Source organism: Rhodococcus wratislaviensis (assembly GCF_041228765.1).
Classification (GTDB): domain Bacteria; phylum Actinomycetota; class Actinomycetes; order Mycobacteriales; family Mycobacteriaceae; genus Rhodococcus_F; species Rhodococcus_F wratislaviensis.
This window is the reverse complement of record NZ_CP150488.1, coordinates 1,239,331-1,263,430: the sequence shown is the minus strand read 5'-3', so window position 1 is coordinate 1,263,430 and position 24,100 is coordinate 1,239,331. Positions and strand designations below refer to the sequence as shown.

Here is a 24,100-nt window from a genome sequence, read left to right as displayed (position 1 = left end):
TGTGTCAGATCGCCGGCTCGAGGACGTCGTCATTGGTGGTGTAACTCGGGTATCCGGCCGACGATTCGGATGCGAGGGTCGAGCGGTATTCCTTGAGTCCGCCCAGGTAGAACAGGACCGTGCGCTTCTTGCCCGGGATGTTGGCGCCGAAGATCCAACCGGCAGCCTTCGAGAACAGGGTCTGATTGGCGATGTCCGTGCAGGTCTGCGTCCATTCGGCTTCGGTGTCGGGCTTGACGTCGATCCAGCCCGCGTCGGTCGCCGAGACGTGGCGGACGGCGTCGCCGATCCATTCGACCTGAGTCTCGATCGACGGCGGGAGGTTCGTGAACGGACCGTTGGGGCCGAGGATCATGAACATGTTGGGGAACCCTGCGGTGGTCATGCCGAGGTAGCTCGTCGGCCCGTCGCTCCAGTGTTCCTTCAGGGTTTCACCCCCGCGGCCGCGGATGTCGACGCGCACGTAATTTCCGTCGACGGCGTCGAATCCCGTGGCACACACGAGGACATCGAGTTCGTGGAGGGTGCCGTCCTCGGTGACGATGCCCTTCTCCGTCACCTTCGCGATCGGGTTCTCCTTGACGTTCACCAGTGTGACGTTGGGGCGGTTGAAGGTTTCGTAGTATCCCGAATCGCACAGCGGACGCCGCGCGTACAGGTCGGTGGGCGTGAGCTTGCGGGCGGTCTCCGGGTCCTTGACGATCTCGGCGATCTTGCGGCGGATGAACTTTGCCGCCTCTTCGTTCGCGTCCTCGTCGGTGGCGATGTCGCCGAACGTCTCGAACATGAACCGGAACCCGCCGCCCTCGTTCCACGCCTTCTCGTAGACGGCTTCGCGCTCCGCTTCATCGATGCTGAAGGTCTCCACCGTGCTCTCCACGAAACCCATGGCGGTGCTCGAGTTGTGGACCTGGTCCCAGATGGCGTCGAAGTTGTCGCGGTGATGCTGAATCTGTTCCGGGGTGAGCTCGCGGTTACCGGCGGGAACGCTGTACTGCGGGGTGCGCTGGAAGGACGTCAGGTGCGCAACGATCGGGGCGCTGGCGGTGATCACCTGGTTGCCGGTCGATCCGTTGCCGATGACACCGACCCGCTTGCCGGTCAGGTCCAGGTCCTCGGGCCACGCGCCGGTATGCACCAGGCGGCCCTCGAACGTCTCGATGCCCGGGAAGCTGGGCATGTTCGTCGCGGACAGCAGTCCGAGGCCGGTGACCAGGAACCGGCACCGGTACGTGACGCCGCGGTCGGTCCGCACGGTCCAGGTGCCCGAGAGCTCGTCGAATTCGGCGTCGGTCATGCCGGTTTCGAGCTGAATACTCTCACGCAGGCTGTACCGGTCGACGACGCCGTTGAGGTACTCGAGGATCTCGGGCTGGGTCACGAACTTCGTCTTCCACGGGGTCTGCTCGTACAGGTCGCGGTCGAACGAGTACTGGTAGACGAAGCCCTCGGAGTCCGAGAGCGCTCCGGGATACTTGTTCCAGTACCAGGTTCCACCGACTCCGCCGGCCTTGTCGATGGCGACGGCGTCGAGGCCCAACTCGTTGCGCAGCTTGTACAGCATGTAGATCCCGCCGAATCCGGCTCCGACGACGAGGGCGTCGAGCTCGTGGATCTGATCGTGAGCGGCTGCATCCATGGCACATGTTCCTTCGGTCTCGCGTGGTGTGGCGTGCGCCACTTGCTTGGGACCATCATGGAAGGGAACACAGGTGCCGTAGTTGTTCCAATCTGAAACAACGGCCGAACATATGCTGTGACCTGCGCCGATGCGTGAGTTGTGCGCTCGAGTTCCTCGCCGGCCCGATACTCGCGGTCGACGGGGGTGAACCGGTTGCGGTGCAGCCGGATTAGGAATCGAAGGGGATCTGCAAGAGCCCCCGCACCGGCTGTGATCGGACGGCTGATCCCGCAAAGGGCGAGCGGTCAGAGTCCTTCTGATGCATGCAGTCCGCGCGTCGCGGCCTCGCGGAAGACCCGTCCGCTTCGTTCTAGGACGGGCACGTCTGAGCAATGAAGGACGCCGGGATGGACGGCCATTCGGGCTGCCAGCGGCCGTGGCGTTGATCGTCGGCGATTTCGGTGAGGAGTCCGGTGACGGGTTCGCCCCCGTCCGCCACCAGGCGCGGCAGTCCGTATTCGGCGCAGTCGGCGGCAACGGGAATGAGGACCTGTTTCGCGTCCGCGACCCTTCCCGCGACTGCCAGGCACCGGGCGAGCAGCATCCTGGCCTCGAGGAGGGCCCGCGGTCGCCGCGCAGTTTCGAGTGCCCGTACCACCGCCTCCACACGGGCACAGGCTTGGTCGTAGGCGTGTGCGGTCAAGAGCAGCCGGATCTGGGAATCTTCGTCGATCTCAGTCGTCCGAGTGCGGATCTCGGCCGACTGGCGTTCTGGTGTCGATCGCTCTGTCCGAGTGCGGAATTCGCTGCCCAGCTCCACTCCGCAGCGAATCCGTTCGTTGTCGATCCGCGCGGCGAGCCGCGGCAGTGACAACTTTCGGGCGGTGTCGGCGCCGTCGTCCAGCCGCCGCACGGCCGCGGGCATGTCCCCACGCAGGGCCTTGATCCGGGCGCCGGTGCCATAACTCGCGAGCATGAAATCGACGACACCGCCCTCGGCGCCGAGGCGGTAACTGGCATCGAGCAGTCGCTCGGCCTCATCGATCGTGCCCTGCTGGTACAGCAGGTCACCGAGCAGGGCACCGGACAGCTGTGCCGCATACGAGTGGACTCCGACCGAGGCAACGGCGAGGTCCCTGGCGGCGCGGAAGTGGCCCTCGGCGGCGGTGATGTCGAGGAGTTCATTGGCGGCGATGCCGGCGAAACAGTGCCCGATCATCCCGAAGTGTGGACCGCGGGTCTGCTGGTGGTAGCGCCGCGCCCAGTTCTGCCGGCGACGGGCGGCGTCGAACTCGAAGCTGCAGATGTCCGCGAAGGAGGTCACGTCGGCCGCCGCGGCGACGACGAAGGGCGGCAGGGTGTCCGGTCGTTTCAGACATTCGCGGACCTGCTCGCCGGGCTCGTCGATGACGTCGGCGTGGCACCGTCCGACGTCGGCGATGACGGCTGCCTCCACCCGCAGATCGATCGCCTGCGCCTCGGTCAGAGTGTGGTGTTGAAGGGCGGCCCCGACCCGCGTCAGGGCGGCCTGCATCGGCTCGAGTCGGTGCAGCAGGACGTTGGCCCATGCCACGATCATCTGGAGCCGGGCCCGGTTCTGTGCGAGCGATGCGGGCAGTTTCGCGACCAGAGCGAGGACCGTGCCCATCTTCGAACTTTCGATCAAGCTCATCGCGTGCGACTCGATCAGGTCCACGGCACGGTCGTCGTCGCCGGCGGCCAGTGCGTGATCGACCGCCTCGCCGAGAGCGTGGTGGTCGGCGAACCAGTCCGACGCTTTTCGGTGCAACCGTACGAGCTGCTCGGGTGCGTCGCGCTCGAGCCGGCGTCGGAGAAACTCGGCGAACAGATGGTGATAACGGAACCAGTCGCGGTCGTCGTCGAGGCTGCGCAGGAACAGATCCCGCTCTTCGACCTCCTCGAGCAGCGCCTGTCCGCGGGTCGTGTCTGCAAGGAGTTCTGCGAGCTCGCCGCAGATTCGTTCCGGAACCGAAGTGGCCATCAGGAAGTCGAGAAGTTCAGGTTCGAGTGCGTTCAGCACATTCTCGGCCAGGAACTCGCCGATGGCGTGATGTCGGCCGGACAGGTGGGCGATCAATTCTCCCGCTCCGGGTCTGCCGCGGAGCGACAGGGACGCGAGCTGCAGTGCCGCGACCCATCCGTCGGTGGAGCGAGTCAGTGCCACGAGCTCGGAGTCGGCCAGTGCGAGTCCGTTCACGTCGACGAGAAAGCGGGTGGATTCGTCGAGATCGAACCGCAGGTCCGCGGCGGTGACCTCGACCAGTTCGTCGCGAACCTTCATTCGACCGAGCGGCAGTCCGGATCGGGTCCGGCTGGTGACGATGAGCTGTAGGTGGTGGCAGCCGTTGTCGAGCAGGTAGCCCAGGGCGGCGAGGGTCGCGGAATCGGTAATCCGGTGCCAGTCGTCGATCACAACCGCCACCGGCAGGCCCCGATCGTGGACCTCGTTGACCAGTGAGGTCAGCACGTAGCGGTCGGCGTCGTCGCCGCGGTCCTCGAGTACCTGACCGAGATCGTGACCCAGAGTGGGCTGCACACGCCGGATCGCCTCGATCAGATGCGCGAGAAACCACACGAGGTTGTTGTCGTCGTTGTCGACGGAGAGCCACGCCACTACCGTGCCTCCGGCGACGAGCACCTCGCGCCACTGGGCCGCGAGGGTGGACTTGCCGTACCCGGCGGGCGCATGGATGAGCACCAGCCGACGCCGCCTCGCTGCCCGCAAGACGTCGAGCAGCCGTGCCCGGGGCACCAGGGCCTTCGGTGCGGTGGGTGGCCGGAACTTCGTTGCCGGAGTCGGCGGCGCAAGCCGCGTCCGTTGTGTGCCTGCGAGAGGCTCGGCCGGCACGGGCACCGATTTCGGCGAGTCCACGTGCACATCTGCTGGACCGCGGAGCGGCGGGTCCTCGTCGGCGTGCGCTCCGGCCCGGGTCCGAGTGTCGCGCAGCTCGTCCGCGAACTCCGCCGCCGTGTATGGCCGAGCCGCGGGGTCGGTGGCCATGGCGTGTCCGATCACCGCCGTCACCGCATCGGGGATGGCCGGATCCCGCAGATCCGGCACCGGCTCGGTGGTGATCCGCACAAACTGGGCGACGAGTTGTTCGCCGCTGCGGCGTTCGAACGCGGCGTGCCCGGTAAGCGCGCAGAACAAGCTCGCGCCCAGGCTGTAGATGTCCGATACCGGGGTGGGGCTCTGCCCTGCGAGGACCTCGGGAGCGGTGAACGCGGGCGAAGCGGTGATCACACCGGTACCGGTCTCGAAGCCCCCTGGAATTCGGGCGATCCCGAAATCCGCCAATTGCGCGTCGCCGTATTCGGTCAGCAAGATGTTCGCCGGTTTCACGTCGCGGTGCACCACCCCGGCCTGGTGAGCCGTCTCGAGCGCCCCGGCCAACGCGATCCCCATGTTCACCGTATCGGCCCAGTTCAGGGGACCGGTGCGGCGGATCGTAGCGTCGAGCGAGCCGTACCGGTGATACGGCATCACGAGGTACGGTCGGCCCGCCGGGGTGGTGCCCACCTGCAGAACGGTGACGATGTGAGGGTGCCCGGACAGTCGGCCCATCGCCCGCTGCTCGCGCAGGAACCGCTCCAGATCCTCTGGCGCCGGGTCCGCGGCAAGTACCTTGACCGCCACCGTGCGGTCCAAATGCGGTTGACGGCATCGGTAGACGACACCGAACCCTCCGCGGCCGATTTCGTCGAGCCCGGTGAATCCGGCGGCCTCCAGCTCTGCCGTGATGTCCCCGGCGTTGTCGCGCTGGGTGGCAAGCGGATCGAATTCGGTCATCGCACGCCCCATCCCGGTCGGCGTCACCACACCGGTGGCCGGCTCGAGTCGTCCCGTCGTCGGCGGGCAGTGATCCCAGAGTATCCCTGCAACTGATGCCAGGGGTACCGACCGCGGTGGGTGTTCCGCCCGCCCGCTATTCGGCGAGGAACTCGGCTACGAGCTTGCTGAACCGGGTTGAATGCTCAATTTGCACCCAGTGACCGCAGCGCCCGAATACGTGCAGTTGCGAGTTCGTGATGAGTTCGAGCAGTCGGAGCGAGTTCGAGAGGGGAATGACCTGGTCGTCGCGTCCGTGAACGATGAGGGTTTCGTTCTCCAAGCCTGCGATCAAGTTTTCGTCGACGGCCATCTCGTCGACGCCCTGCTGCCGGGGGGCGGGGAACATCGCACTGAATGCCTCCTGCACGCCGGGGCGGGTTGCGGCAGCGAGTCGGAGTTCGGCGAGTTCGTCGCTGACCAGAGTGCGGTCGTAGGCGAAGACATCGAGCAACTTGCGCATGGCCGGTAGCGAGGGTTCGAAGCCCCAGACGGCGTCGAGTCCGTCGGTGATCTCGAAGGGCACCCCGACACTGCCCATCAACACGAGGCGGTCGACACGTTCGGGGTGCTCGGTCGCGATGCGCAGGGCGAGTGAGCCCCCGAAACTGTTGCCGACGATAGAAACTCTGTCGAGTCCGAGGGCGTCGAGGAAGCCGATGAGATGGTCGGTCCACGTGGCGGAGTTGTATTCGACTCCGTCAGGGCGTTCGGTATATCCGAATCCGAGGATGTCGGGGGCGATGACCCGGAAGCTCTTGGCGAGTGCAGGGATCGTGGTCCGCCAGTTCGCCCACGCGGTGACTCCTGGGCCGGATCCGTGGATCAGAACGACCGGTGCGCCTTGGCCCTGGTCGTGGTAGTTCGTCGCGATTCCGTTGACCACGACGGTATCGGCGATTTCTGGGCTGTGTTCGACTGATGTAGTCATGTTGTTTCTGCTTCCCGTGCGAAGGGTGGTTGGGGTGTTGACGGGACTAGGGGCCGCGGCAGCGAGGGTGCCGCCGGGGACGGGTCAGGTGACGACGGTGAGGAAGTCTTGGTCGAGTTCGCGGTGGGTGAAGTTGATGCCGCGGGCGGCCTGGTCCATGGTCCAGGTGATGGTGCGGAAGTCCTTGCCGGTCCGGTATCCCCCAGAGAAGACCTCGTTGCGGTTGCCCGCCGGGTCGAAGAAGTAGATCGTTTCTCCGCGCGTGATGCCGTGCCGGGCGGGTCCGAAGTCGATCGGGACGTCGTGCATCGAGAAGATGTCTCCGGCGTGGAGGAGGGCTGACCAGTCGGCGATGTGGTACGCGAAGTGGTGCAGTTTGCCGTTCTCGCCCTGTACGAAGGCGATGTCGTGGGGTTGTTCGCCGCAGAACATCCAGGACGCCACGAGTTCGGTGTTGTCCTCGCCGCCTACGAGTCGTTCCGCCGGCCGGAAGTCGAGCACCTCGGAGAAGAAGCGCTCGAGGAGAACCGGGTCTTCGGTGGTGATCAGGGTGTGATCGAGGCGGGGTACCCCGACGCCGCGGATTCCGTCGCGCGGCCACGGGTCCGGGTTCCACAATCCGGTGGCGGTGCCCACGTATTCGATGTCGCTGTAGAGCTCCAAGGTGTGTTCGGACGGCAGCGTGATCCGCAAGCCGTCGCCGACGGATTGGTTGTCGCCTTTGCTCATTCGCTCATAGGAGGCGCCGAACGCGCGGACGCGTTGCTCAATGTCGGCGAGTGACGCTTCATCGGAGACTTTGTAGCCCAGTTTGACCAATCCGACGCCGCCCTCGGTGAGGACGACCGAGTGGTGATCGGCCTCGTCCCAGGACTTGAGGTAGACGGTGCCGTCCTCTTCGTGGACGGCGTCCATGCCGAGGGTCTCGATGTAGTGCTTCTTGGATTCGGCTAGATCGGTCACATTGATGTGGACGTAGCCCAGTCGCATGACGGACATGATGGGGACCTTTCCTAGTGTTTCGTCGAGTTAGGGGTGGGGTGTGGCTGCGTCCTACGCGGCCGGGTCCCGCCGAGTCCGGCCAGAACGTTCTCGAGGCGGTCCCGCGGTCCGAGTTCGAAGATCACGTCGGACTTCGGAGTTGCTCTGCACGGCAGGAACTTCTTTGCATCGGGTGCGGTGTCGTTGTCGGCGCCGTCGATGACGGGCGCACTGACCTGGGCGACGTAGGTGATCTGCCCTTCGAGCAACGTCGCCCGGCAGGCTCCGCATCCGCCGCGCCGGCACTTGTATCGAGTGCGGTAGCCCTGACGGCGCAGAGCGTCGACGATGGTTTCGTGTGCTCGAACGCCGATGCGGAGCTGGTTCGGCAGGACAGTGACGACATGGTCGTCGTCGAGGCTCATGGCGCCGCTTTCGCCACTCTGGGGATTCTCCACTGGGCCCTCCTGAACTGGTTCCGTGCTGGTAGTTGTCGCGCCGCGCCGACCGGCGTCAGGTGCGGTCGGCGGGGATCATCAGATGGCGGCGGGGACGGCACGGCTGCGTTCTGCCGCGATCGTCAGCGCTACGTCGATGATCATGTCCTCCTGGCCGCCGACGTATCCGGCCTCGCCGACCCGGGCGAGGATTTCGTGTGCAGGAACCCCGTATCGGCCGGCCGCGGCTTCGGCGTGGAACAGGAACGAGTTGTATACCCCGTATTTGCCTTGGATAATCGAATTACGGTCGGCCACTGGGAGTCTGGGTATGAACGGCCGTGCGATATCCTCGGCGACCGCAAGGATCGCGTCGGTGTCGACGCCGGTCGGCACACCGAGCCGCTCGAAGGCGGTCACCAGTATTTCCGTCGGCGAGTTTCCGGCACCGGCACCGAGCGCGCACAGTGTTCCGTCGATCTGCCGGGCACCGGCGTGGTATCCGGCGATCGAGTTGGCGATTCCGAGTGACAAATTCTGGTGGGCGTGCACCCCGACCTGGGCGTCGTCCCCGAGTTCGGTCACCAGCGCCGCCACACGATCGGCGATACCGTCCGGCAATAGTGCGCCGGCGGAATCGACGACGTAGACGCACTGGCATCCCGCGTCGGCCATGATGCGTCCCTGCTGGGCAAGGTTCCCCGGTGTGGTGCGGTGCGAGAGCATGAGGAAGCCGACGGTTTCCATGCCGAGATCGCGGGCCGCACCGAAGTGCTGAATGGATACGTCGGCTTCGGTGCAGTGCGTGGCGATGCGGGCGACCGAAGCGCCGGCATCGCGGGCGGCGAGCAGGTCGGCGACGGTCCCGAGTCCGGGCAGCAGCAGGACGGCGATGCGCGCCCGGACCGCGGTCTCGGCGGCGGTCCGGATCAGGGAGAGTTCGTCGGTTCCGCTGAAGCCGTAGTTGAAGGTCGATCCGGACAGGCCGTCACCGTGGGTGACCTCGATGATCTCGATGCCGGCCGCATCGAGACCGGAGACGACGTCACGGACCTGCGCGGTGGTGAACTGATGTTTGACGGCGTGGCTGCCGTCGCGCAACGTGGTGTCAGTGAGGCGGACGGGTACGTTCATCGGATGGCGACCTTTTCGGAGGTATTGCGTGCGGCGGCGACGAGTTCTCCCACGCGCACCGCTGCGGCGGTCATGATGTCGAGGTTGCCGGCCCAGTCGGGCAGGTAGTCACCGTTGCCGCGCACTTCGAGGAAAGCAGCGACCCTGGCGTGGCCCTGCCACTCGGGGCGCGGATCATCGAACTGGGGATCGGCCTTGAGCTGGTACCCGGGGACGTATTGCTGCACGTCGGCGACCATCCGGTGGATCGACTCGGTGATGGCGTGCCGGTCTGCGTCGGGGGAGATGGCGCAGAACACGGTGTCGCGCATGATCATCGGCGGCTCGACCGGATTGAGGATGATGATCGCCTTGCCCCGCTGCGCGCCACCGACAGTTTCGATGGCGTGCGAGGTGGTTTCGGTGAACTCGTCGATGTTCGCGCGAGTGCCCGGCCCGGCGGATCTCGACGAAATCGACGCGACGATCTCGGCGTAAGGCACGTCGGCGATTCGTGAGACGGCGTGCACGATGGGGATGGTGGCCTGGCCGCCGCAGGTGATCATGTTGAGGTTCGTCGCCTCGAGGTTCGCGCCGAGGTTGACCGCCGGGCACAGGAACGGGCCGACGGCTGCGGGGGTGAGGTCGATCGCGGTGATGCCGGCCTCGGCGTATCGGGGAGCGTTGACCAGGTGCGCGGCGGCGGAGGTGGCTTCGAAGACCAGGTCGGGTCGGTCGGGTTGGTCGAGTAACCAGTCGATGCCGCCGGCGCTGGCCTCGACACCGAGGCTTCGGGCGCGGGTCAGGCCGTCCGAGGCGGGGTCGACCCCGATCATGTATCGCACGTCGATTCCGGTGGTGCGCTGTAGTTTGACGAGCAGATCGGTGCCGATGTTTCCTGGGCCGACGATGGCTGCGATGGTCATGCAGTCTCCTGGGGTGCGAAATGTGCGGTGACGGAGCCGATTCCGTCGAAGGTGGCGGTGACCGACTGGCCCGGGGTAACCGCCACCGCGGCGGTGAGGGATCCGGGCATGATCACCGATCCCGCGTCGAGGGTGATGCCGAGTGGTCCCACCGTGTTCGCGAGCCACACCAGTGCGTTGATCGGTGACCCGAGAACGGCGCCGCCGGCGCCGGTTCCGACGACCTCGCCGCCCTGGTGCACGATGCATCCGGTCAGCCGCAGGTCGCATCGGTCGAGGTAGGCGGGGGTGGATCCGAGGACGACACCCGCGGACGAGGCGTTGTCGGCGATCGTGTCAGCGAGGGTGATCTTCCAGTCCGCAATACGCGAATCGATGATCTCCAGCGCCGGGAGGACGTAGTCGATGGCACTGATCGCGTCGGCGACGGTGACCCCGGGTCCGGTCAGAGGTCTCTCGAGAACGAACGCGATCTCGGGTTCGACCTTCGGGCTGATGAAGGTGCTGGTGTCGATCGGAAGGGTCTCGAGGTGGAACATGTCCGCGAACAAGTGGCCGTAATCGGGTTGATCGACACCGAGCTGGCGTTGCATCACCGTCGAGGTCAGACCGACTTTGTGGCCGCGGATCACCCGTCCCTCGGCGGTCCACTGCGCAACCTGCCGAAGCTGGATGTCATAGGCCGCTGCGACGGTCAACCCGGGATATGTGTCCGTCAGCGGTGGGATGGGACTGCGGTCACTGTGGGCCGCGATGAGCGACTTCGCGGCCTGCGACAGATCCTCGTCGGTCATGTGAGCACCTCGTTCAGTGTTCGTGGTGGGCGCGGTGGGTGTGCCCGATGCGGTGTAGGAGGGTGGTGGGCCTTCTCGTCACGGGACACACAGCCCGTGCCCGGACGAGAAGACCCTGGTTGGGCGACGATCGGTAATTGGGCCTCGATCGTCGCCCGTGCCGCCGGTGTGTTCCGGGACTACTTGCGGCTGAAGTAGGACACGTCGTCATTGCCGATGAGGTCCGGGACAGTCCAGCCGTCGAGGTCGTACTCGCTCATGAACTGCTCTGCCAGGCCCTTCATGCCCGACACCACGCCGGTCGCCTGCGCACCGAACAGCAACTCCGCCTTGACGTTCTCGTGGTTTCCGGAGTAGTTGCGTTCGTACAGTTCGTGGCGACCGCCGAACTCGCTGCCGATCGAATCCCACAGTGCCTTCATGACCTTCACACGGTCTACTGCCGGGATTCCGTCCGAGCCGCGCACGTACTTGTCGAGGTACGGACGGATCTCGGTCGACTTGAAGTCGGCCGCCGAGGACGGGAGGTAGATCAGCCCGGAGGCGACGTCCTGTTCGATGATCTCCTTGATCCGGGGGTAGCCCTGCATCATGAACATCCGGTAGGTCAGGCCGTATTCGAGCTTGGGGATGACGGTGTCGCCGATCCACTGCTCTGGGTCGCGCGCCATCGATTCGGTCAGCGACCAGAACAGGTTCCGCCACCCGATGACCTCGCCGACGCGGGTCTGCACGCCGCGGAAGCCGCCGGCACCCGTGCAGTCGAGGGCCTTCATCAGCAGCCCGGCGATGAAGTCGAGCTTGACCGCGAGCCGGGTGCAGCCCTGCAGCATCGCGCGCGGGAGGAAGCCGGACTGCGGGAAGAAGGTGTTGATCTTGTCGACGGCCCCGTACATGAAGACGTTCTCCCAGGGCACCAGTACCTTGTCGAAGACGAGGATGGCGTCGTTCTCATCGAACCGGCTCGACAGCGGGTAGTCGAACGGTGTTCCGGTGATCGCGGCGTTCTGCGCGTAGGACGCGCGGGAGATCAACTTCACCCCGGGTGCCCCCATGGGCACCGTGCAGATCAGCGAGAATTCCTTCTTCTTGATCGGGAGGCCGTAGTGGGCGATGAAGTTGTAATTGGTGATCGCCGACCCGGTGGCGACGACCTTGGCGCCGGAGACGATCAGGCCTGAGTCGGTTTCCTTCTCCACCTTCATGAACACATCGCCCACCTCATCCGGCGGGAGTTGCCGATCGACCGGGGGATTGACGATGGCGTGGTTCCAGTACAGGACCTTCTCCTGAGACTCGCGGTACCAGCGCTCGGCGTTGGCCTGGAACGGCGAGTACAGCTCCTTGTTGGCGTGCAGCGTCCCGAGGAACGAGGCCTTGTAATCGGGAGAGCGGCCCATCCAGCCGTAGGTCATCCGCGCCCAGGTGGCGATCGCGTCGCGGTCGGCGAGCACGTCTTCGGTGGTTTTGGCGGTACGGAAGAAGGGCATCGTCACGCCGCCGTTACCGGTGTCGGTCGGACAGGTGAGAGTGTCGACGTGCTCACCGGTGTGCAGGTTGTCGTACAACCGGGCGATCATGCGCACCGAGTTGCGAAATGCCGGGTGGTTGGTGTGGTCCTTGACCCGCTCGCCGTGCAACCAGATCTCGCGGTCGTCCGTGATCGACTCGATGTACTCGTCGCCGGTCATCGGCCGCGTGGCATAGGTCTGTGGTTGGTTGACGGGTGCGTCCGCCGCCGGATTGACTTGGGTCGGGTCGGTGGAGGCCACGTCAGTGACAGGGGCAGTGGTGGTCATGGTGTTCCCTTCGATATGTCCGAGCTGTGAGGCAGAGAGTTGTGCGGATTACGCCGGCTGCCCCGCCATCAGGTGAAGTGGTGTGAAGGAGGTGGTCGCGTCGAACCAGCCGCTGTGCGGGTCGTCCATCGACCCGTTCCACGCGGAGCCGGCAGAGGGGTCGCCGAGGCCATGGAACTTGCTGCGGTAGAACAGCAGTGGGTCGTCATTGCTGGTGGTCACGTCGACGATCTCACCGATGAAGATGATGTGATCACCGCCGTCGTACTGGGCCCATGGTGTGCAGGACAAGGTGGTGGCCGCCCCGCAGAGCAAGGGGGCGGTCGGCCCGTCAGCCCACACCGGGCCGGGTACTTGCGGACGTCCGGCGAAGTGCATCGCGGTGTCCACCTGATCGGCGCCCAGGATGTTCACCGCGAACGGCGCGTCGCTCAGGAACCCGCACGCCTTCGACTTGCGGGTGAGCGTCACCTGGCACAGCGCGGGTTCGAGCGATACCGAGGTAAATGCCGTGACCGTCGCGCCGTGGGGCTCACCGTCGGCATTTCTGCAGGTAATGACGGTGACACCGCTGGCGAACTGCCCGAAAATGTCACGTAGTGTGCGTGCGTCCATGCGTGGCCACCTGCTTTCGTTCGCTTGGCCGAGTCGACTCGACTTCGGGGTACGAACCCAAGGTATGACTGGGGTCACAGGGCTGGCGATCCACTCAACGAAGGGGCTATCCACTCAACGCAACGAAGAAATCGCGGACCCGGTCAGGCTTTCCTGGTGATATAACTCACTAGAAGCGACGTTGTCATACGCGGCATCATCCTGCGCCGCGCTGGAGAGGTTGGTACGACTCTCGTGGAGAACACTGGCGATACCCCACCCTTCGAGGACTGGCACCACGTCCACGAAGCGGTCGCCGATGCGTACTTCCCGCATGTAATGAGGCCACTGGCTGCCGGAGCCAAACCCCATGCGTCACTGGGAAGCGTCGATCTCGGATCATGTCGCATCACGCACATGGCGCTCGGCGGTGAGGTCACCGTGGTGTCGGAACACCCCGGCGCCTACGGCATCAACATCCCGGTCAGCGGCGAGATGAAGTCGGTGATCGAGCGCACCGAAGTCGTCTCCGCTGTAGGGCAGGCCACCGCGTGCCCACCGAATGTCCGCACGGTCATCCCGCACTGGAACGCGGAATGCCGCCTGATCGGCTTCAAGATCGACCAAGACTATTTGCGACGCGAAATGGACCGCATTCTGGACCGCCCCGGACGACAACTACCCCTGCAACTCGACCTCCGCAGCGACACCGCACAGAGCTGGCTGAAATTCCTGCGTTCGACCTACGACCAGATCGCGTCCAACGACAACCTGTTACGCAACAACTTGATGCTCGACCAATTGTCCGGGGCCATCACGACAGGTTTCGTCCTCGCAGCGGTGCCCGACGAGGAACCTGGCCGGTTCACCGACCGCCCCCGCGTCGTAAAGCGGGTTCTCACAGCGATTCACGATGATCCCGCCCGCGCATGGACACCAGGAGACATGGCCGAGATAGCGGGGGTCAGCGTGCGACGACTGCAACAGGCCTTCCGCGAGTACGTCGGGATGACGCCTTTCGCCTACCTGCACGACGTCAGGCTCGAATGCGCACACACGGACCTGGTCGTTTCCACACCGCCAACGACTGTCCTGGACATAATATTCCGTTGGGGGATAACCCATCCGGGGCGCTTCGCGGCAGAGTACCGCCGCAAGTACGGGGTACCCCCCTCTCAGACCCTCACGAACTGAGCACGGACCACAGCAGCCGGACGAGAGTGATACCGGTTGCGGCATTGCACTTTCCGGGTCGGCGTGGCATCACAGGGAGGGGCGACCCCTCGACGCCCCACCAGTGCGCGAACGAGGAACGTCCGTAACGGATCGCGCGTGCACGGATTCGAGCGGTCGACGCTCACCGCGGCGGAATCGACGGCTGTGCTTTCGCCGGTCCCCTTCAGTCATGCCACCCCACACACCGTACGGTTCGCCCGACACGAGCGCATAATCGCGGCACTGCGCGAGCACGGGGCAGGGCTGACAAATCTGCCGCGCCTGCGTTTCACGCCGGTTGCGGGCGTGGCCGCGTTCATCGTCAGGCGAGAAGAACACTGCGAGTTCGGCGCCGCGGCACGCGGCACGCGTCCACCAGTCACCGGAGTGGAGTGCCGCGTCGATCTCCCGCCCACGCGGAACCACCGCGTTCCGCACGAACGCCCGGGTGTGGTCCAGGACGTCGCGACAGTCGTCGTCGTCCAGCTGGGTGCTCGGATCACGGGTCACGATGGCGGTCACGCTTGTCTCCTGAAAATCGAAATATGGACTGCGGCCTGTGGTGGGTGCTTCCAGGATCGGTCAGCTACCCAGGTGTCGTGGTGTTCCAAAGCGGAACACAGGTGGGTTGGAACATGCTCTTACGTTTGATCCACACGCCGTGGCGGCCATCACAATGCCGCCCATCGGCTACCGAGGGTCACACAGCTCTCGGGCCACGCCCTGCCACCACCGAGTCTGTTTCAGGAGAAACACATGACAACTGCACCATCGTCGCCGCCCACGATGACGCCCCGTCGTGCGGCGACGGCCGCGCTCCTCGGCAGCGCACTGGAGTACTACGACTTCTTCGTGTACGGCGCCGCAGCCGCTCTGGTCTTCAACGTGCTGTTCTTTCCCCCCGGCAACCCCGCCGTCGCGCTCATCGCATCATTCGCGACATTCGCTGTGGGGTACGTGGCCCGACCTGTCGGCGCGGTGGTGATGGGACACTTCGGCGATCGACTCGGCCGTAAACGCGTCATGCTGGCCACAGTCGTGATGATGGGCGTCGCATCCTTTGCCATCGGGTGTCTTCCGACATACGAACAGGTGGGCCTATTCGCCCCGGTACTCCTGGTCGCCCTCCGCGTCGTTCAAGGATTCTCCGCGGGAGCGGAATCGGCGGGAGCGTCGACCTTGACCGTGGAACATTCCCCGGTCGGGCGCCGGGGATTCTTCACCAGTTTCGTCATGGTCGGCTACGCCGTCGGCTGCTCACTTGCCACCGTCGTGTTTCTCCCGGTCGCGATGCTGCCCCACGACGCGCTGTACACCTGGGGCTGGAGAATTCCCTTCTGGCTCAGCGCCGTAGTCGTAGTCATCACCTACTACGTGCGAAGCCATCTGGACGAAACTCCGGCGTTCACCGAAGCAAAAGAGGGAAGCCGGGTCCGGAAGCGCCCGCTGAACGACGTGATCAAGCATCACTGGCGCGACGTGATCCGGGTCGCCGGAGCATCCTTGATGGCGTCGATGCAAACCTTGTTCGCCGTGTTCAGCCTCTCGTACGCCACGTCGGTCGGGGTGGATCGGGGCGCCATGCTCGCCATCATCTCCGGGGCAATAGCGTTGTCGATCTTCGGGATCCCCGCAGCCGGCTACCTCTCCGACGTCATCGGCCGGAAGCGGACGATGCTGATCGGCGCTGCCGGCTGTGCGCTCACGGTCTTCGCGTACCTGTGGTCGATCTCGACAACGAATGTCTGGCTGATCGCGATCTTCGCGTTCGTCAACATGTCACTGTTCTTCAGTTGCTACAACGGCGTGTGGACGTCGTTCTTCGCCGAGCAATTCCCTGCGCCCGTTCGCTTCACGGGTATGGCCGTCAGCAACCAGATCGGTAACCTCCTTGCAGGATTCGCTCCGTTGATCGCGGCCCTGCTTCTCGGCTCGGGTCCGTCGGGCTGGCTTCCGGTTGCAATGTTCGGCGCGATTGCCACCGGAATCGCTGCGCTCGCGGTTATCGGAATGCGTGAGACGTCGAAGACTCCCGCAGAATTGCTCGGCGGTCCGAGAAGTGCAGAAATGCTGGACCGACTGCACTCCGAAGACCGCGAGCGATCCGCAGCCGCCACGACGATTTAGTCCTTCGAGGACAATGCACAGACCCCGGACACATTGTCTGGGGTCTGTTAAGTCATGGCGCCGCTTCGCCCCGAGATCACGGTCCGGGGGCGATCATTCGTTCGTCGGCATCAATTTTCAGGACCCGCATCTTGCGGTACAGGGTGGTGCGGCCGATACCGAGAATCTTGGCGGCGCGAGCCTTGTTGCCGTCGGCTTCGCGCAGGGCGCCCTCGATCGTCTCGCGCTCTGCCTGCTCGTAGCGGCTCAGCGACGACCAGGCCGTCTGCCGCATGGGGGCGGGCAGGTCCTTGGTCTGAATGAGGCCGCTGCGAACCGGGTACGGGAAGGCGGTGAGGAGCCGGCTCAGCTCGGCGACGTTGCCGGGCCAACGCCAGGCCAGCAGACACTGGAGCGCGGCGGGGGAGAAGCGTAGTGCCGGCGCGCCTGGGAAGAGCTCGGCAGCGACCGCGCGCACGATGTCGGGCAGCTCGTCGCGCAGTTCTGTGAGGGCGGGGACGCGTACCACCGGCGGATCGGCGTCTGCTCCGTCTTCGTCTGCATCGCCGGCGCGTTCGGTGAGGATGACACGGGCACCCGCGGGGGCTCCCGGGCGCGAGAGCCTCGCGAAGGCGCCGAGACGCGCACGCAGGTCGTCGGACAGATCATCTCCTCCCACCACGACGACGCCGCGGCCTTCCCGCAACGCGGCTTCCCCGCCGGCCCAGATCGCGTCATCCGCAGCGAGATCGCGGGCGGCGACGACCGCGGGCTCTTGGCTGGTGTGCTGGCGCAGCCATCTCGAGGCCTGGTGGCGTTTGCCGGTGCCGGGGCCGCCGACGACGCGGATGAGCCCCTCGACGTCTGCGGAAGCGGTGAGCTGCCGTTGCACGTCGCTGTACGGAGTCGGCCGAGTCCGGTGGGACGCCACGCCGTCCACCGCAACGCCACCGGCGGGTGCGGCCGCACTGTCCTGGCTGTGGGCGATGGTCACCTGTCCGGCTGCGGCCTGCGACGTGAACTCCAGCGCGAAGATCGCGTCCTGGCCGGCGCGGCCGAGGCGCCGGACCATCGCCTCGGCTCCGAGTGTGGGCAACTCGACCTGAAGTTCGTCCTGATCCCAGCGGTGGCGGCGTAGCTTTTCCCACAGGTCGGCGTGGGACTCCGCGTCGAAGTGGGCGAGGGCGGGCAGATCCGTCATCACCGTTTCCGAATTCATGACCAGGACCGGGTGCCGGGACGACCGGAACAGGCGGTAGGTGCGCGCCAGCTCGAGGTCCCGGGAGTCGGCCATCAGCTCGAGCGCTTCGGCGATCTGATGTCCGGCCTGCCGCACCATCGCGACCATCAACGGGCTGGCGACGTCGATGTGGGAGGCGATGGAGAGTGAACCCACGATCCGCCCGGTGATGGGGTGCTTGATGGGAGCGCCCGCGCACGCCAGTTGAGCGAGGGCATCGTTGAAATGCTCGGTGCCTCGGACGAATACGATCCCACGTGACTCGATGGGGGTGCCCAGCCCGTTGGTGCCCAGGGACTGTTCGGAGAAGTCGAAACCTTCCACCGCGTTGGCCTGATCCAGTGCCCGCTCGTCCTGAGTGTCGACGATACGGCGCGAAACGATGCGACCGTCCTCGTCGGCGAGGAAGAGGGTCATCCGTGAGTCGGTGAGGTTGGTCTGCCACTGGTCCAGGATCCGGCCGGCGGCACGCAGGATGGCGCTGTCGGGGTCGATCTCCCCCAGAATGTGGGGTCCGACCCCGGGATCGACACGATGTGAGACCGAGCGGCGCCAGCTCTGCTCGATCTCCTCGGCGACGAGGGACGCGGGAACGGAAGCCCGGACCAGCCCCTGCGTGATCAGCAGTTCGCGGGCACTCCGGACCTCGTCCTCGCGGCGTGACTTTTCCATCACCATCCCAGTGTCAAGCAGTCAGGACGATGCGTCCAGCAATGCCCCCGGCGGTGAGGTCGTCCAGGGCCCGGGAGACCTCTGCCGCGGACAGCGACCGTTCGACGACCGGGATGTTGGGCAGCTTTCCACTTCGCGCGATCCGCACCAGGTCCTGCAGCTGGGCGAGAGTACCGACGAAGCTGCCCTCGATGTGGATCATGCGCAGGGCCAGCAGTGCGGTCGGGATGGTGACTTCGCCGCCGAAGAGTCCGACCTGGACCATGTGCCCCGCCTTGGCCAGGACCTCGAACGCCGACGTGGCAGTGACGCCGTTGTTGACGAAGTCGACGACGGCGCTCGCCGGTCCGCCGACCGCGCGTCGGATGTCCTTGGCGCCGCTGCCGGGCCCGGAGAGGACTGTGCTCGAGGCGCCCATGTTCCGGGCCAGGGCGAGGTTCCCCTCGGCGACATCGACCGCGCAGATGTTGCGGTGACCCCGGGCGCGGAGCAACGCGACGGCGGTGAGCCCGAGACCTCCCGCGCCGAACAGGACGACCGGCTCATCCGGTTCGAGGGGAAGGATCCTGTCGACGGCGCTGTAGGCGGTCAGACCCGAACAGGCCAGGGTGGCAGCCCAACTCGGGTCGATGCCCTCGATGTCGACGAGGTACTTCTCGTCGGGGACGAGAATGTATTCGGCGTAGCCACCGTGGCGGGCAACACCGAGATTTCTTCCTGCAGCACAACGGTTGTCGCTACCTTCGCGGCAGTGGCGGCATTCGCCGCAGCCGATCCACGGGTAGATCAGCCGCACGTCGCCCGGGCGAACGGATTCGACGTCGTCACCGACCCGTTCGACGATGCCGACGACCTCGTGGCCGAGCACCATCGGGTACTCGATGCCGCGGTCTTTCATATTCATCATTCCGCGGCTGCCGAGGTCGTATCCACCCGCACGCAGGTGGGTGTCGGTGTGGCAGACGCCGGCCCGCGTCACTTTCAACAGGACCGTCCGGCCTTCGGGGCTCGGGGTCGGGATATCCAGGTCATGGATCGTGCTGTCGTCGGGAAGGACGGCGAATGCATGCATCGGGGGACTACCTCGTTCGGGGTGGGCTGTCAGGTGTCCCCTCATCATGTGCAGATATTCGAGGCCCACTGTGTTTCACATCGGAACACAGGGGGGTCGAAACATCCTTCTACGTTTGATCCAGGAGCCGTGGCGGCCATCACATCGGGGCGGCCGCGGCAGGGACACAGAACACGGACGAGGCATCAATCCCTGGTCCGAAATCGAACCAAAGGCAACCATGACCACCAACATCTCCGAACAGTTCAGCGTCACTTCCGCCGATGCCGAGGGCCGGGACGTGCTGCGCGACCTCTACGCCGATTGGTCCCAGATCATGGCGGCGACGCCGGACCTGACCATGCGCCTGTTCCGTTCCATGTTCGACGAGTGGCACCAGCCGACCGTCGAGCCGGAGGGCGTGACGTACCGCGAGGACGCCGTCGGCGGAGTCCCGGGCATCTGGTGCCTACCGGAGGCAGCGGACACGTCCGAGGTGCTCCTGTACACACACGGCGGCGGATTCGCCGTCGGGTCGGCGTCCAGCCACCGCAAGCTCGCCGCCCACGTCGCGAAGGCCCTCGGCGCCGTCAGCTTCGTGGTGGACTACCGCCGGGCCCCCGAGTTCCAGCACCCGGCGCAGGTCGAGGACGGGGTGGCCGCGTTCGATGCGCTCGTCGCCTCCGGCATCGCCCCGCACAACATCACCACCATCGGTGATTCGGCGGGCGGCAACCTCGCCATCGCCATCGCCCTGGCCCTGAAGGAACAGGGCAAGCGGGGCCCTGGCGGGGTCGTCGCCTTCTCCCCGTGGCTCGACATGGAGAACAAGGGCGAAACCCTCGTCACCAACAACGACACCGACGCGCTGATCACCCCGGAACTGCTCGAGGGCATGATCGCCGGCGTCCTCGGGGGCATCGTCGACCCGAAGACACCGCTGGCGAACCCGCTGCACGCCGACTTCACCGGTTTCCCGCGGCTGTACGTCACGGCCGGCAGCGTCGAGTCGCTCCTCGACAACGCCACCCGTCTGGAGGAGCGCGCCACAGCAGCCGGTGTGGATGTCACCCTGTCCATCGGGGAGGGCCAGCAGCACGTCTACCCGTTCCTGGCCGGACGGTCCGCCCTCGTAGCCGAGGAGTTCGAGAAGCTCGCCGCCTGGTACCGCAAGTAACTACCTCGGCCCCTTCATCTTTCACCGCTTCCTTCCCTGCATCAGAACGACACAGGAGTTCGCCATGACTTCCCAGACCACACCCCGCATCGTCGACGCCGTCGTCATCGGCGCCGGGTTCGGCGGCATCTACGCCGTCCACAAGCTGCACAACGAACTCGGCCTCACCACAGTGGGTTTCGACAAGGCAGACGGTCCCGGCGGCACCTGGTACTGGAACCGCTACCCGGGCGCCCTCTCCGACACCGAGAGTCACGTCTACCGTTTCTCCTTCGACTCCGACCTGCTGCAGGACGGCACGTGGAAGCACACGTACATCACCCAGCCCGAGATCCTCGAGAACCTCGAGGGCGTCGTCGACCGTTTCGACCTGCGCCGCCACTTCCGCTTCGGCACCGAGGTCACCTCTGCCGTCTACCTCGACGACGAGGCACTGTGGGAGGTCACCACCGACTCCGGCGCCGTCTACCGGGCCACCTATGTCGTCAACGCCGTCGGACTGCTCTCCGCCATCAATCTCCCGAACCTGCCCGGTCTGGACGCCTTCGAGGGCGAAACCATCCACACCGCCGCCTGGCCCGAGGGCAAGGACCTCGCGGGCCGCCGCGTCGGCGTCATCGGCACCGGTTCCACCGGCCAGCAGGTCATCACGGCCCTGGCGCCGGAGGTCGAGCACCTGACCGTGTTCGTCCGGACCCCGCAGTACTCCGTCCCGGTCGGGAAGCGCCCCGTGACCACACAGCAGATCGACGCGGTCAAGGCCGATTACGACCGGATCTGGACACAGGTCAAGGATTCGTCGGTGGCCTTCGGCTTCGAGGAGAGCACCGTACCGGCGATGAGCGTCTCGGAGGAGGAGCGCCGCCGCATCTTCGAGGAAGCCTGGCAGCACGGCGGCGGTTTCCGCTTCATGTTCGCCACCTTCGGTGACATCGCCACCGACGAGGAAGCCAACGAGGCCGCAGCGTCCTTCATTCGTTCCAAGATCGCCGAGGTCATCGAGGACCCGGAGACGGCCCGCAAGCTGACGCCGACCGGCTTGTTCGCCCGCCGCCCGCTGTGCGACGACGGCTATTTCCAGGTCTTCAACCGGCCGAACGTGGAAGCCGTCGCCATCAGGGAGAACCCGATCCGCGAGGTCACCGCCAAGGGTGTGGTGACCGAGGACGGCGTCCTGCACGAACTGGATGTGCTCATCTTCGCCACCGGGTTCGACGCCGTCGACGGCAACTACCGGCGCATGGAGATCCGCGGTCGGGGCGGCCTGAACATCAACGATCACTGGGACGGGCAGCCGACCAGCTACCTCGGCATCTCCACGGCGAACTTCCCCAACTGGTTCATGGTCCTCGGACCCAACGGTCCGTTCACGAACCTGCCGCCGAGCATCGAGACGCAGGTCGAGTGGATCAGTGACACGATCGACTACGCCGAACGCAACGGACTGCGGGCGATCGAACCCACGCCGGAGGCCGAGGCCGAATGGACCGAGACATGCACCGAGATCGCCAACATGACGGTGTTCACCAAGGTCGACTCGTGGATCTTCGGCGCGAACGTCCCGGGCAAGAAGCCCAGCGTCCTGTTCTACCTGGGCGGGCTGGGCAACTACCGTGCCGTCCTGGCCGACGTCACCGCCGACGGATACCGCGGCTTCGAGTCGGCCGAGACGATCGCGGCCTGACACCCCTCATCACCACACAGGAGAACCCCATGGGTGTCTACACCACCATCGACCCGGTCACCGGGGAAGAGAACGCGCAGTACCCGGAGATCTCGGATGCGGAGCTGGACGCTCTCATCGGACACAGCACGGCCGCCTACCGCTCCTGGCGCACCACACCGCTGGAGCGGCGCCGCATCGTCCTCACCCGGGCCGCCGAGATCCACCGCGAGCAGGCCGACGAGCTGGCCAAGCTTCTCACCCTGGAAATGGGCAAGCCGATCGCCCAGGCCAGGGGTGAGGTGCAGTTGGTCGCCTCGATCTACCAGTACTACGCCGACCATGTCGAGGAGTACATGGCGGACGAGCCTCTCGACATCACAGGGTCCGGCACGGCCGTCGTCCGCACGGAGCCGATCGGCCCGCTCGTCGGGGTGATGCCGTGGAACTACCCCTACTACCAGGTGGCTCGTTTCGCGGCGCCGAACATTGCCCTCGGCAACACGATCATCGTCAAGCACGCGCGGAACTGCCCGCAGTCAGCCCTCGCCATCGAACGGGTCCTGACCGAGGCGGGGTTGCCCGCGGGTGTGTACCGCAATGCCTTCATTTCCTCGGTGCAGGTCGCGAATGCCGTTGCGGATCCGCGTGTCCAGGGTGTGTCGCTGACCGGATCCGAGAAGGCCGGGTCGGCTGTCGGCGAGGTCGCGGGCCGGCACATGAAGAAGTGCGTGCTGGAACTCGGCGGCTCGGACCCGTTCATCGTGCTCGACGACGCCGATGTGGACGCGGCGGCTGCCGCTGCCGTCGTCGGGCGGCTCGGCAACGGCGGGCAGGCGTGCACCGCGTCGAAGCGGTTCCTCGTCGATGAACGTGTGTACGAGGAGTTCGTCGGGAAATTCGTCGACGGGATGGCCGGCTGGCAGCCCGGCGACCCGACCAGCCCCGACACGAAGCTCGGGCCGATGGCATCGAACGCGGGTGTCGAGGAACTGGACAAGCTTGTCCAAGAGGCGATCTCCCGTGGGGCCGACGTCCTGTTGGGCGGTCACCGGCCGGACGGGGTCGGCGCCTACTACCCGCCCACCGTGCTGGCAGGTGTCACGCGTGAGATGCGCGCGTTCAGCGAGGAGCTGTTCGGCCCGGTGGCGGTCGTGCACCGCGTCGGATCGATCGACGAGGCAATCGACCTGGCCAACGACTCCCCATTCGGCCTCTCGTCCAGCGTGTTCACCTCGGACCCGGACAAGGCCGACCGCGTGGCCGAGGAACTCGAGACCGGCATGGTCTGGATCAACGGCACCAGCAAGAGTTCCCCGGACCTGCCGTTCGGCGGTGTCAAGGGGTCCGGCGTCGGCCGCGAGCTGGCCCGATATGGGTTCAACGAGTTCGCCAACAAGAAGCTGGTACGAAACCCATAGGTACAGAGATAGTTACACCACCGGGTGTCACCGCCCGGTGGTGTAGCGCAAACCCTTCTCCGACAAGCTGATGAGGAATACCCACATGACCACAGATCGCTATCAGCGCGGCCTCGACCGCATGATGGAGCTCGTCTCCCCCGAGCACACCAATACCTTCGACCATGTCAAGCTCGTCGAGTCGTACCAGAGTCTGGACGCGGATCTGTCCGACTACATCGTCTCCTTCGCCTTCGGAGACATCTACTCCCGGACCGGCCTGACCCAGCAGGAGCAGACGATGGTGACCATCTCCACACTGGTCGCCCTGGGCACCGAGCCCCAGTTGAAGTTGCACATCAACACCGGCTTCAACGTGGGCCTGACCAAGGAGAAGATCGTCGGTGCTCTGATCCACTGCATCCCCTATGTCGGGTTCCCGCGCGTGCTCAACGGCCTGACCCTCGTCAAGCAGGTCATGGCAGAGCGGGGTCTCGTCCCGGAGTTTCCCACGGTCTGAGCCGAATTGC

19 protein-coding genes are annotated in these 24,100 nt (G+C 65.6%); 6 read left to right on the top strand and 13 right to left on the bottom strand.

Translation table 11 applies throughout. The annotated features are described in order from the left end of the window. Nucleotides 1–4: 4 nt before the first annotated feature. The 10 genes from WKC72_RS05645 to WKC72_RS05600 form a co-directional block, all read right to left on the bottom strand. A complete protein-coding gene (locus tag WKC72_RS05645; RefSeq protein ID WP_370181995.1) occupies nucleotides 5–1,639 on the bottom strand; it encodes a flavin-containing monooxygenase in 1,635 nt (544 codons plus the stop codon). A 352-nt stretch (nucleotides 1,640–1,991) separates the two neighbouring features. Continuing rightward, nucleotides 1,992–5,432, bottom strand: coding sequence for a protein kinase (locus WKC72_RS05640; protein ID WP_370181994.1), 3,441 nt, complete (start codon nucleotides 5,430–5,432; stop codon nucleotides 1,992–1,994). A 136-nt stretch (nucleotides 5,433–5,568) separates the two neighbouring features. After that, entirely contained in the window at nucleotides 5,569–6,402 is an 834-nt protein-coding gene (locus WKC72_RS05635; RefSeq protein ID WP_370181993.1) for an alpha/beta fold hydrolase, read from the bottom strand. Between the two features lie 84 nt (nucleotides 6,403–6,486). Further along, nucleotides 6,487–7,401 (bottom strand): catechol 2,3-dioxygenase, encoded by a 915-nt coding sequence (locus tag WKC72_RS05630; RefSeq protein WP_370181992.1) that lies wholly within the window; start codon nucleotides 7,399–7,401, stop codon nucleotides 6,487–6,489. Between the two features lie 14 nt (nucleotides 7,402–7,415). Next, nucleotides 7,416–7,841 carry a 2Fe-2S iron-sulfur cluster-binding protein gene (locus WKC72_RS05625; RefSeq protein ID WP_370181991.1) on the bottom strand — a complete coding sequence of 142 codons (426 nt, stop codon included), beginning with the start codon at nucleotides 7,839–7,841 and terminating at the stop codon, nucleotides 7,416–7,418. Nucleotides 7,842–7,919: 78 nt separating this feature from the next. Then, complete coding sequence (gene dmpG, locus WKC72_RS05620; RefSeq protein WP_370181990.1) at nucleotides 7,920–8,954, bottom strand: 4-hydroxy-2-oxovalerate aldolase; 1,035 nt, start codon at nucleotides 8,952–8,954, stop codon at nucleotides 7,920–7,922. After that, entirely contained in the window at nucleotides 8,951–9,859 is a 909-nt protein-coding gene (locus tag WKC72_RS05615; protein WP_370181989.1) for an acetaldehyde dehydrogenase (acetylating), read from the bottom strand. Before WKC72_RS05615 ends, dmpG begins: the two co-directional genes overlap by 4 nt. Continuing rightward, entirely contained in the window at nucleotides 9,856–10,653 is a 798-nt protein-coding gene (locus tag WKC72_RS05610; protein WP_370181988.1) for a 2-keto-4-pentenoate hydratase, read from the bottom strand. Before WKC72_RS05610 ends, WKC72_RS05615 begins: the two co-directional genes overlap by 4 nt. A gap of 179 nt (nucleotides 10,654–10,832) precedes the next feature. Then, entirely contained in the window at nucleotides 10,833–12,452 is a 1,620-nt protein-coding gene (locus tag WKC72_RS05605) for a 4-hydroxyphenylacetate 3-hydroxylase family protein (protein ID WP_370181987.1), read from the bottom strand. 48 nt (nucleotides 12,453–12,500) lie between these two features. After that, the gene (locus tag WKC72_RS05600) at nucleotides 12,501–13,067 is read right to left on the bottom strand and encodes a flavin reductase family protein (RefSeq protein WP_370181986.1); all 567 of its coding nucleotides are present in this window, start codon (nucleotides 13,065–13,067) and stop codon (nucleotides 12,501–12,503) included. 234 nt (nucleotides 13,068–13,301) lie between these two features. On the opposite strand from WKC72_RS05600, the gene WKC72_RS05595 reads away from it, so the two are divergent. Continuing rightward, nucleotides 13,302–14,240: an AraC family transcriptional regulator gene (locus WKC72_RS05595; protein ID WP_370181985.1), complete on the top strand. Its 939-nt coding sequence runs from the start codon at nucleotides 13,302–13,304 to the stop codon at nucleotides 14,238–14,240. Nucleotides 14,241–14,309: 69 nt separating this feature from the next. On the opposite strand, the gene WKC72_RS05590 is transcribed toward WKC72_RS05595, so the two are convergent. Further along, a complete protein-coding gene (locus tag WKC72_RS05590; RefSeq protein ID WP_370184269.1) occupies nucleotides 14,310–14,699 on the bottom strand; it encodes a WhiB family transcriptional regulator in 390 nt (129 codons plus the stop codon). A gap of 318 nt (nucleotides 14,700–15,017) precedes the next feature. Between WKC72_RS05590 and WKC72_RS05585 the strand changes: the two genes are divergently transcribed. After that, nucleotides 15,018–16,388, top strand: a complete 1,371-nt coding sequence (locus WKC72_RS05585) for an MFS transporter (protein ID WP_370181984.1) — start codon at nucleotides 15,018–15,020, stop codon at nucleotides 16,386–16,388. A 76-nt stretch (nucleotides 16,389–16,464) separates the two neighbouring features. Here WKC72_RS05585 and WKC72_RS05580 read toward each other — a convergent pair whose 3' ends face one another. Both WKC72_RS05580 and WKC72_RS05575 read right to left on the bottom strand, forming a co-directional pair. After that, complete coding sequence (locus WKC72_RS05580) at nucleotides 16,465–18,279, bottom strand: helix-turn-helix domain-containing protein (RefSeq protein ID WP_370184266.1); 1,815 nt, start codon at nucleotides 18,277–18,279, stop codon at nucleotides 16,465–16,467. A 13-nt stretch (nucleotides 18,280–18,292) separates the two neighbouring features. Then, a complete protein-coding gene (locus WKC72_RS05575; protein ID WP_370181983.1) occupies nucleotides 18,293–19,351 on the bottom strand; it encodes an alcohol dehydrogenase in 1,059 nt (352 codons plus the stop codon). Nucleotides 19,352–19,571: 220 nt separating this feature from the next. Between WKC72_RS05575 and WKC72_RS05570 the strand changes: the two genes are divergently transcribed. The 4 genes from WKC72_RS05570 (at nucleotide 19,572) to WKC72_RS05555 (ending at nucleotide 24,090) form a co-directional block, all read left to right on the top strand. Continuing rightward, nucleotides 19,572–20,507 (top strand): alpha/beta hydrolase, encoded by a 936-nt coding sequence (locus WKC72_RS05570; protein WP_370181982.1) that lies wholly within the window; start codon nucleotides 19,572–19,574, stop codon nucleotides 20,505–20,507. 64 nt (nucleotides 20,508–20,571) lie between these two features. Then, the gene (locus WKC72_RS05565) at nucleotides 20,572–22,191 is read left to right on the top strand and encodes a flavin-containing monooxygenase (protein WP_370181981.1); all 1,620 of its coding nucleotides are present in this window, start codon (nucleotides 20,572–20,574) and stop codon (nucleotides 22,189–22,191) included. 29 nt (nucleotides 22,192–22,220) lie between these two features. After that, nucleotides 22,221–23,591: an NAD-dependent succinate-semialdehyde dehydrogenase gene (locus WKC72_RS05560; RefSeq protein WP_370181980.1), complete on the top strand. Its 1,371-nt coding sequence runs from the start codon at nucleotides 22,221–22,223 to the stop codon at nucleotides 23,589–23,591. 85 nt (nucleotides 23,592–23,676) lie between these two features. Continuing rightward, complete coding sequence (locus WKC72_RS05555; protein WP_370181979.1) at nucleotides 23,677–24,090, top strand: carboxymuconolactone decarboxylase family protein; 414 nt, start codon at nucleotides 23,677–23,679, stop codon at nucleotides 24,088–24,090. The last annotated feature ends 10 nt before the right edge of the window (nucleotides 24,091–24,100 follow it).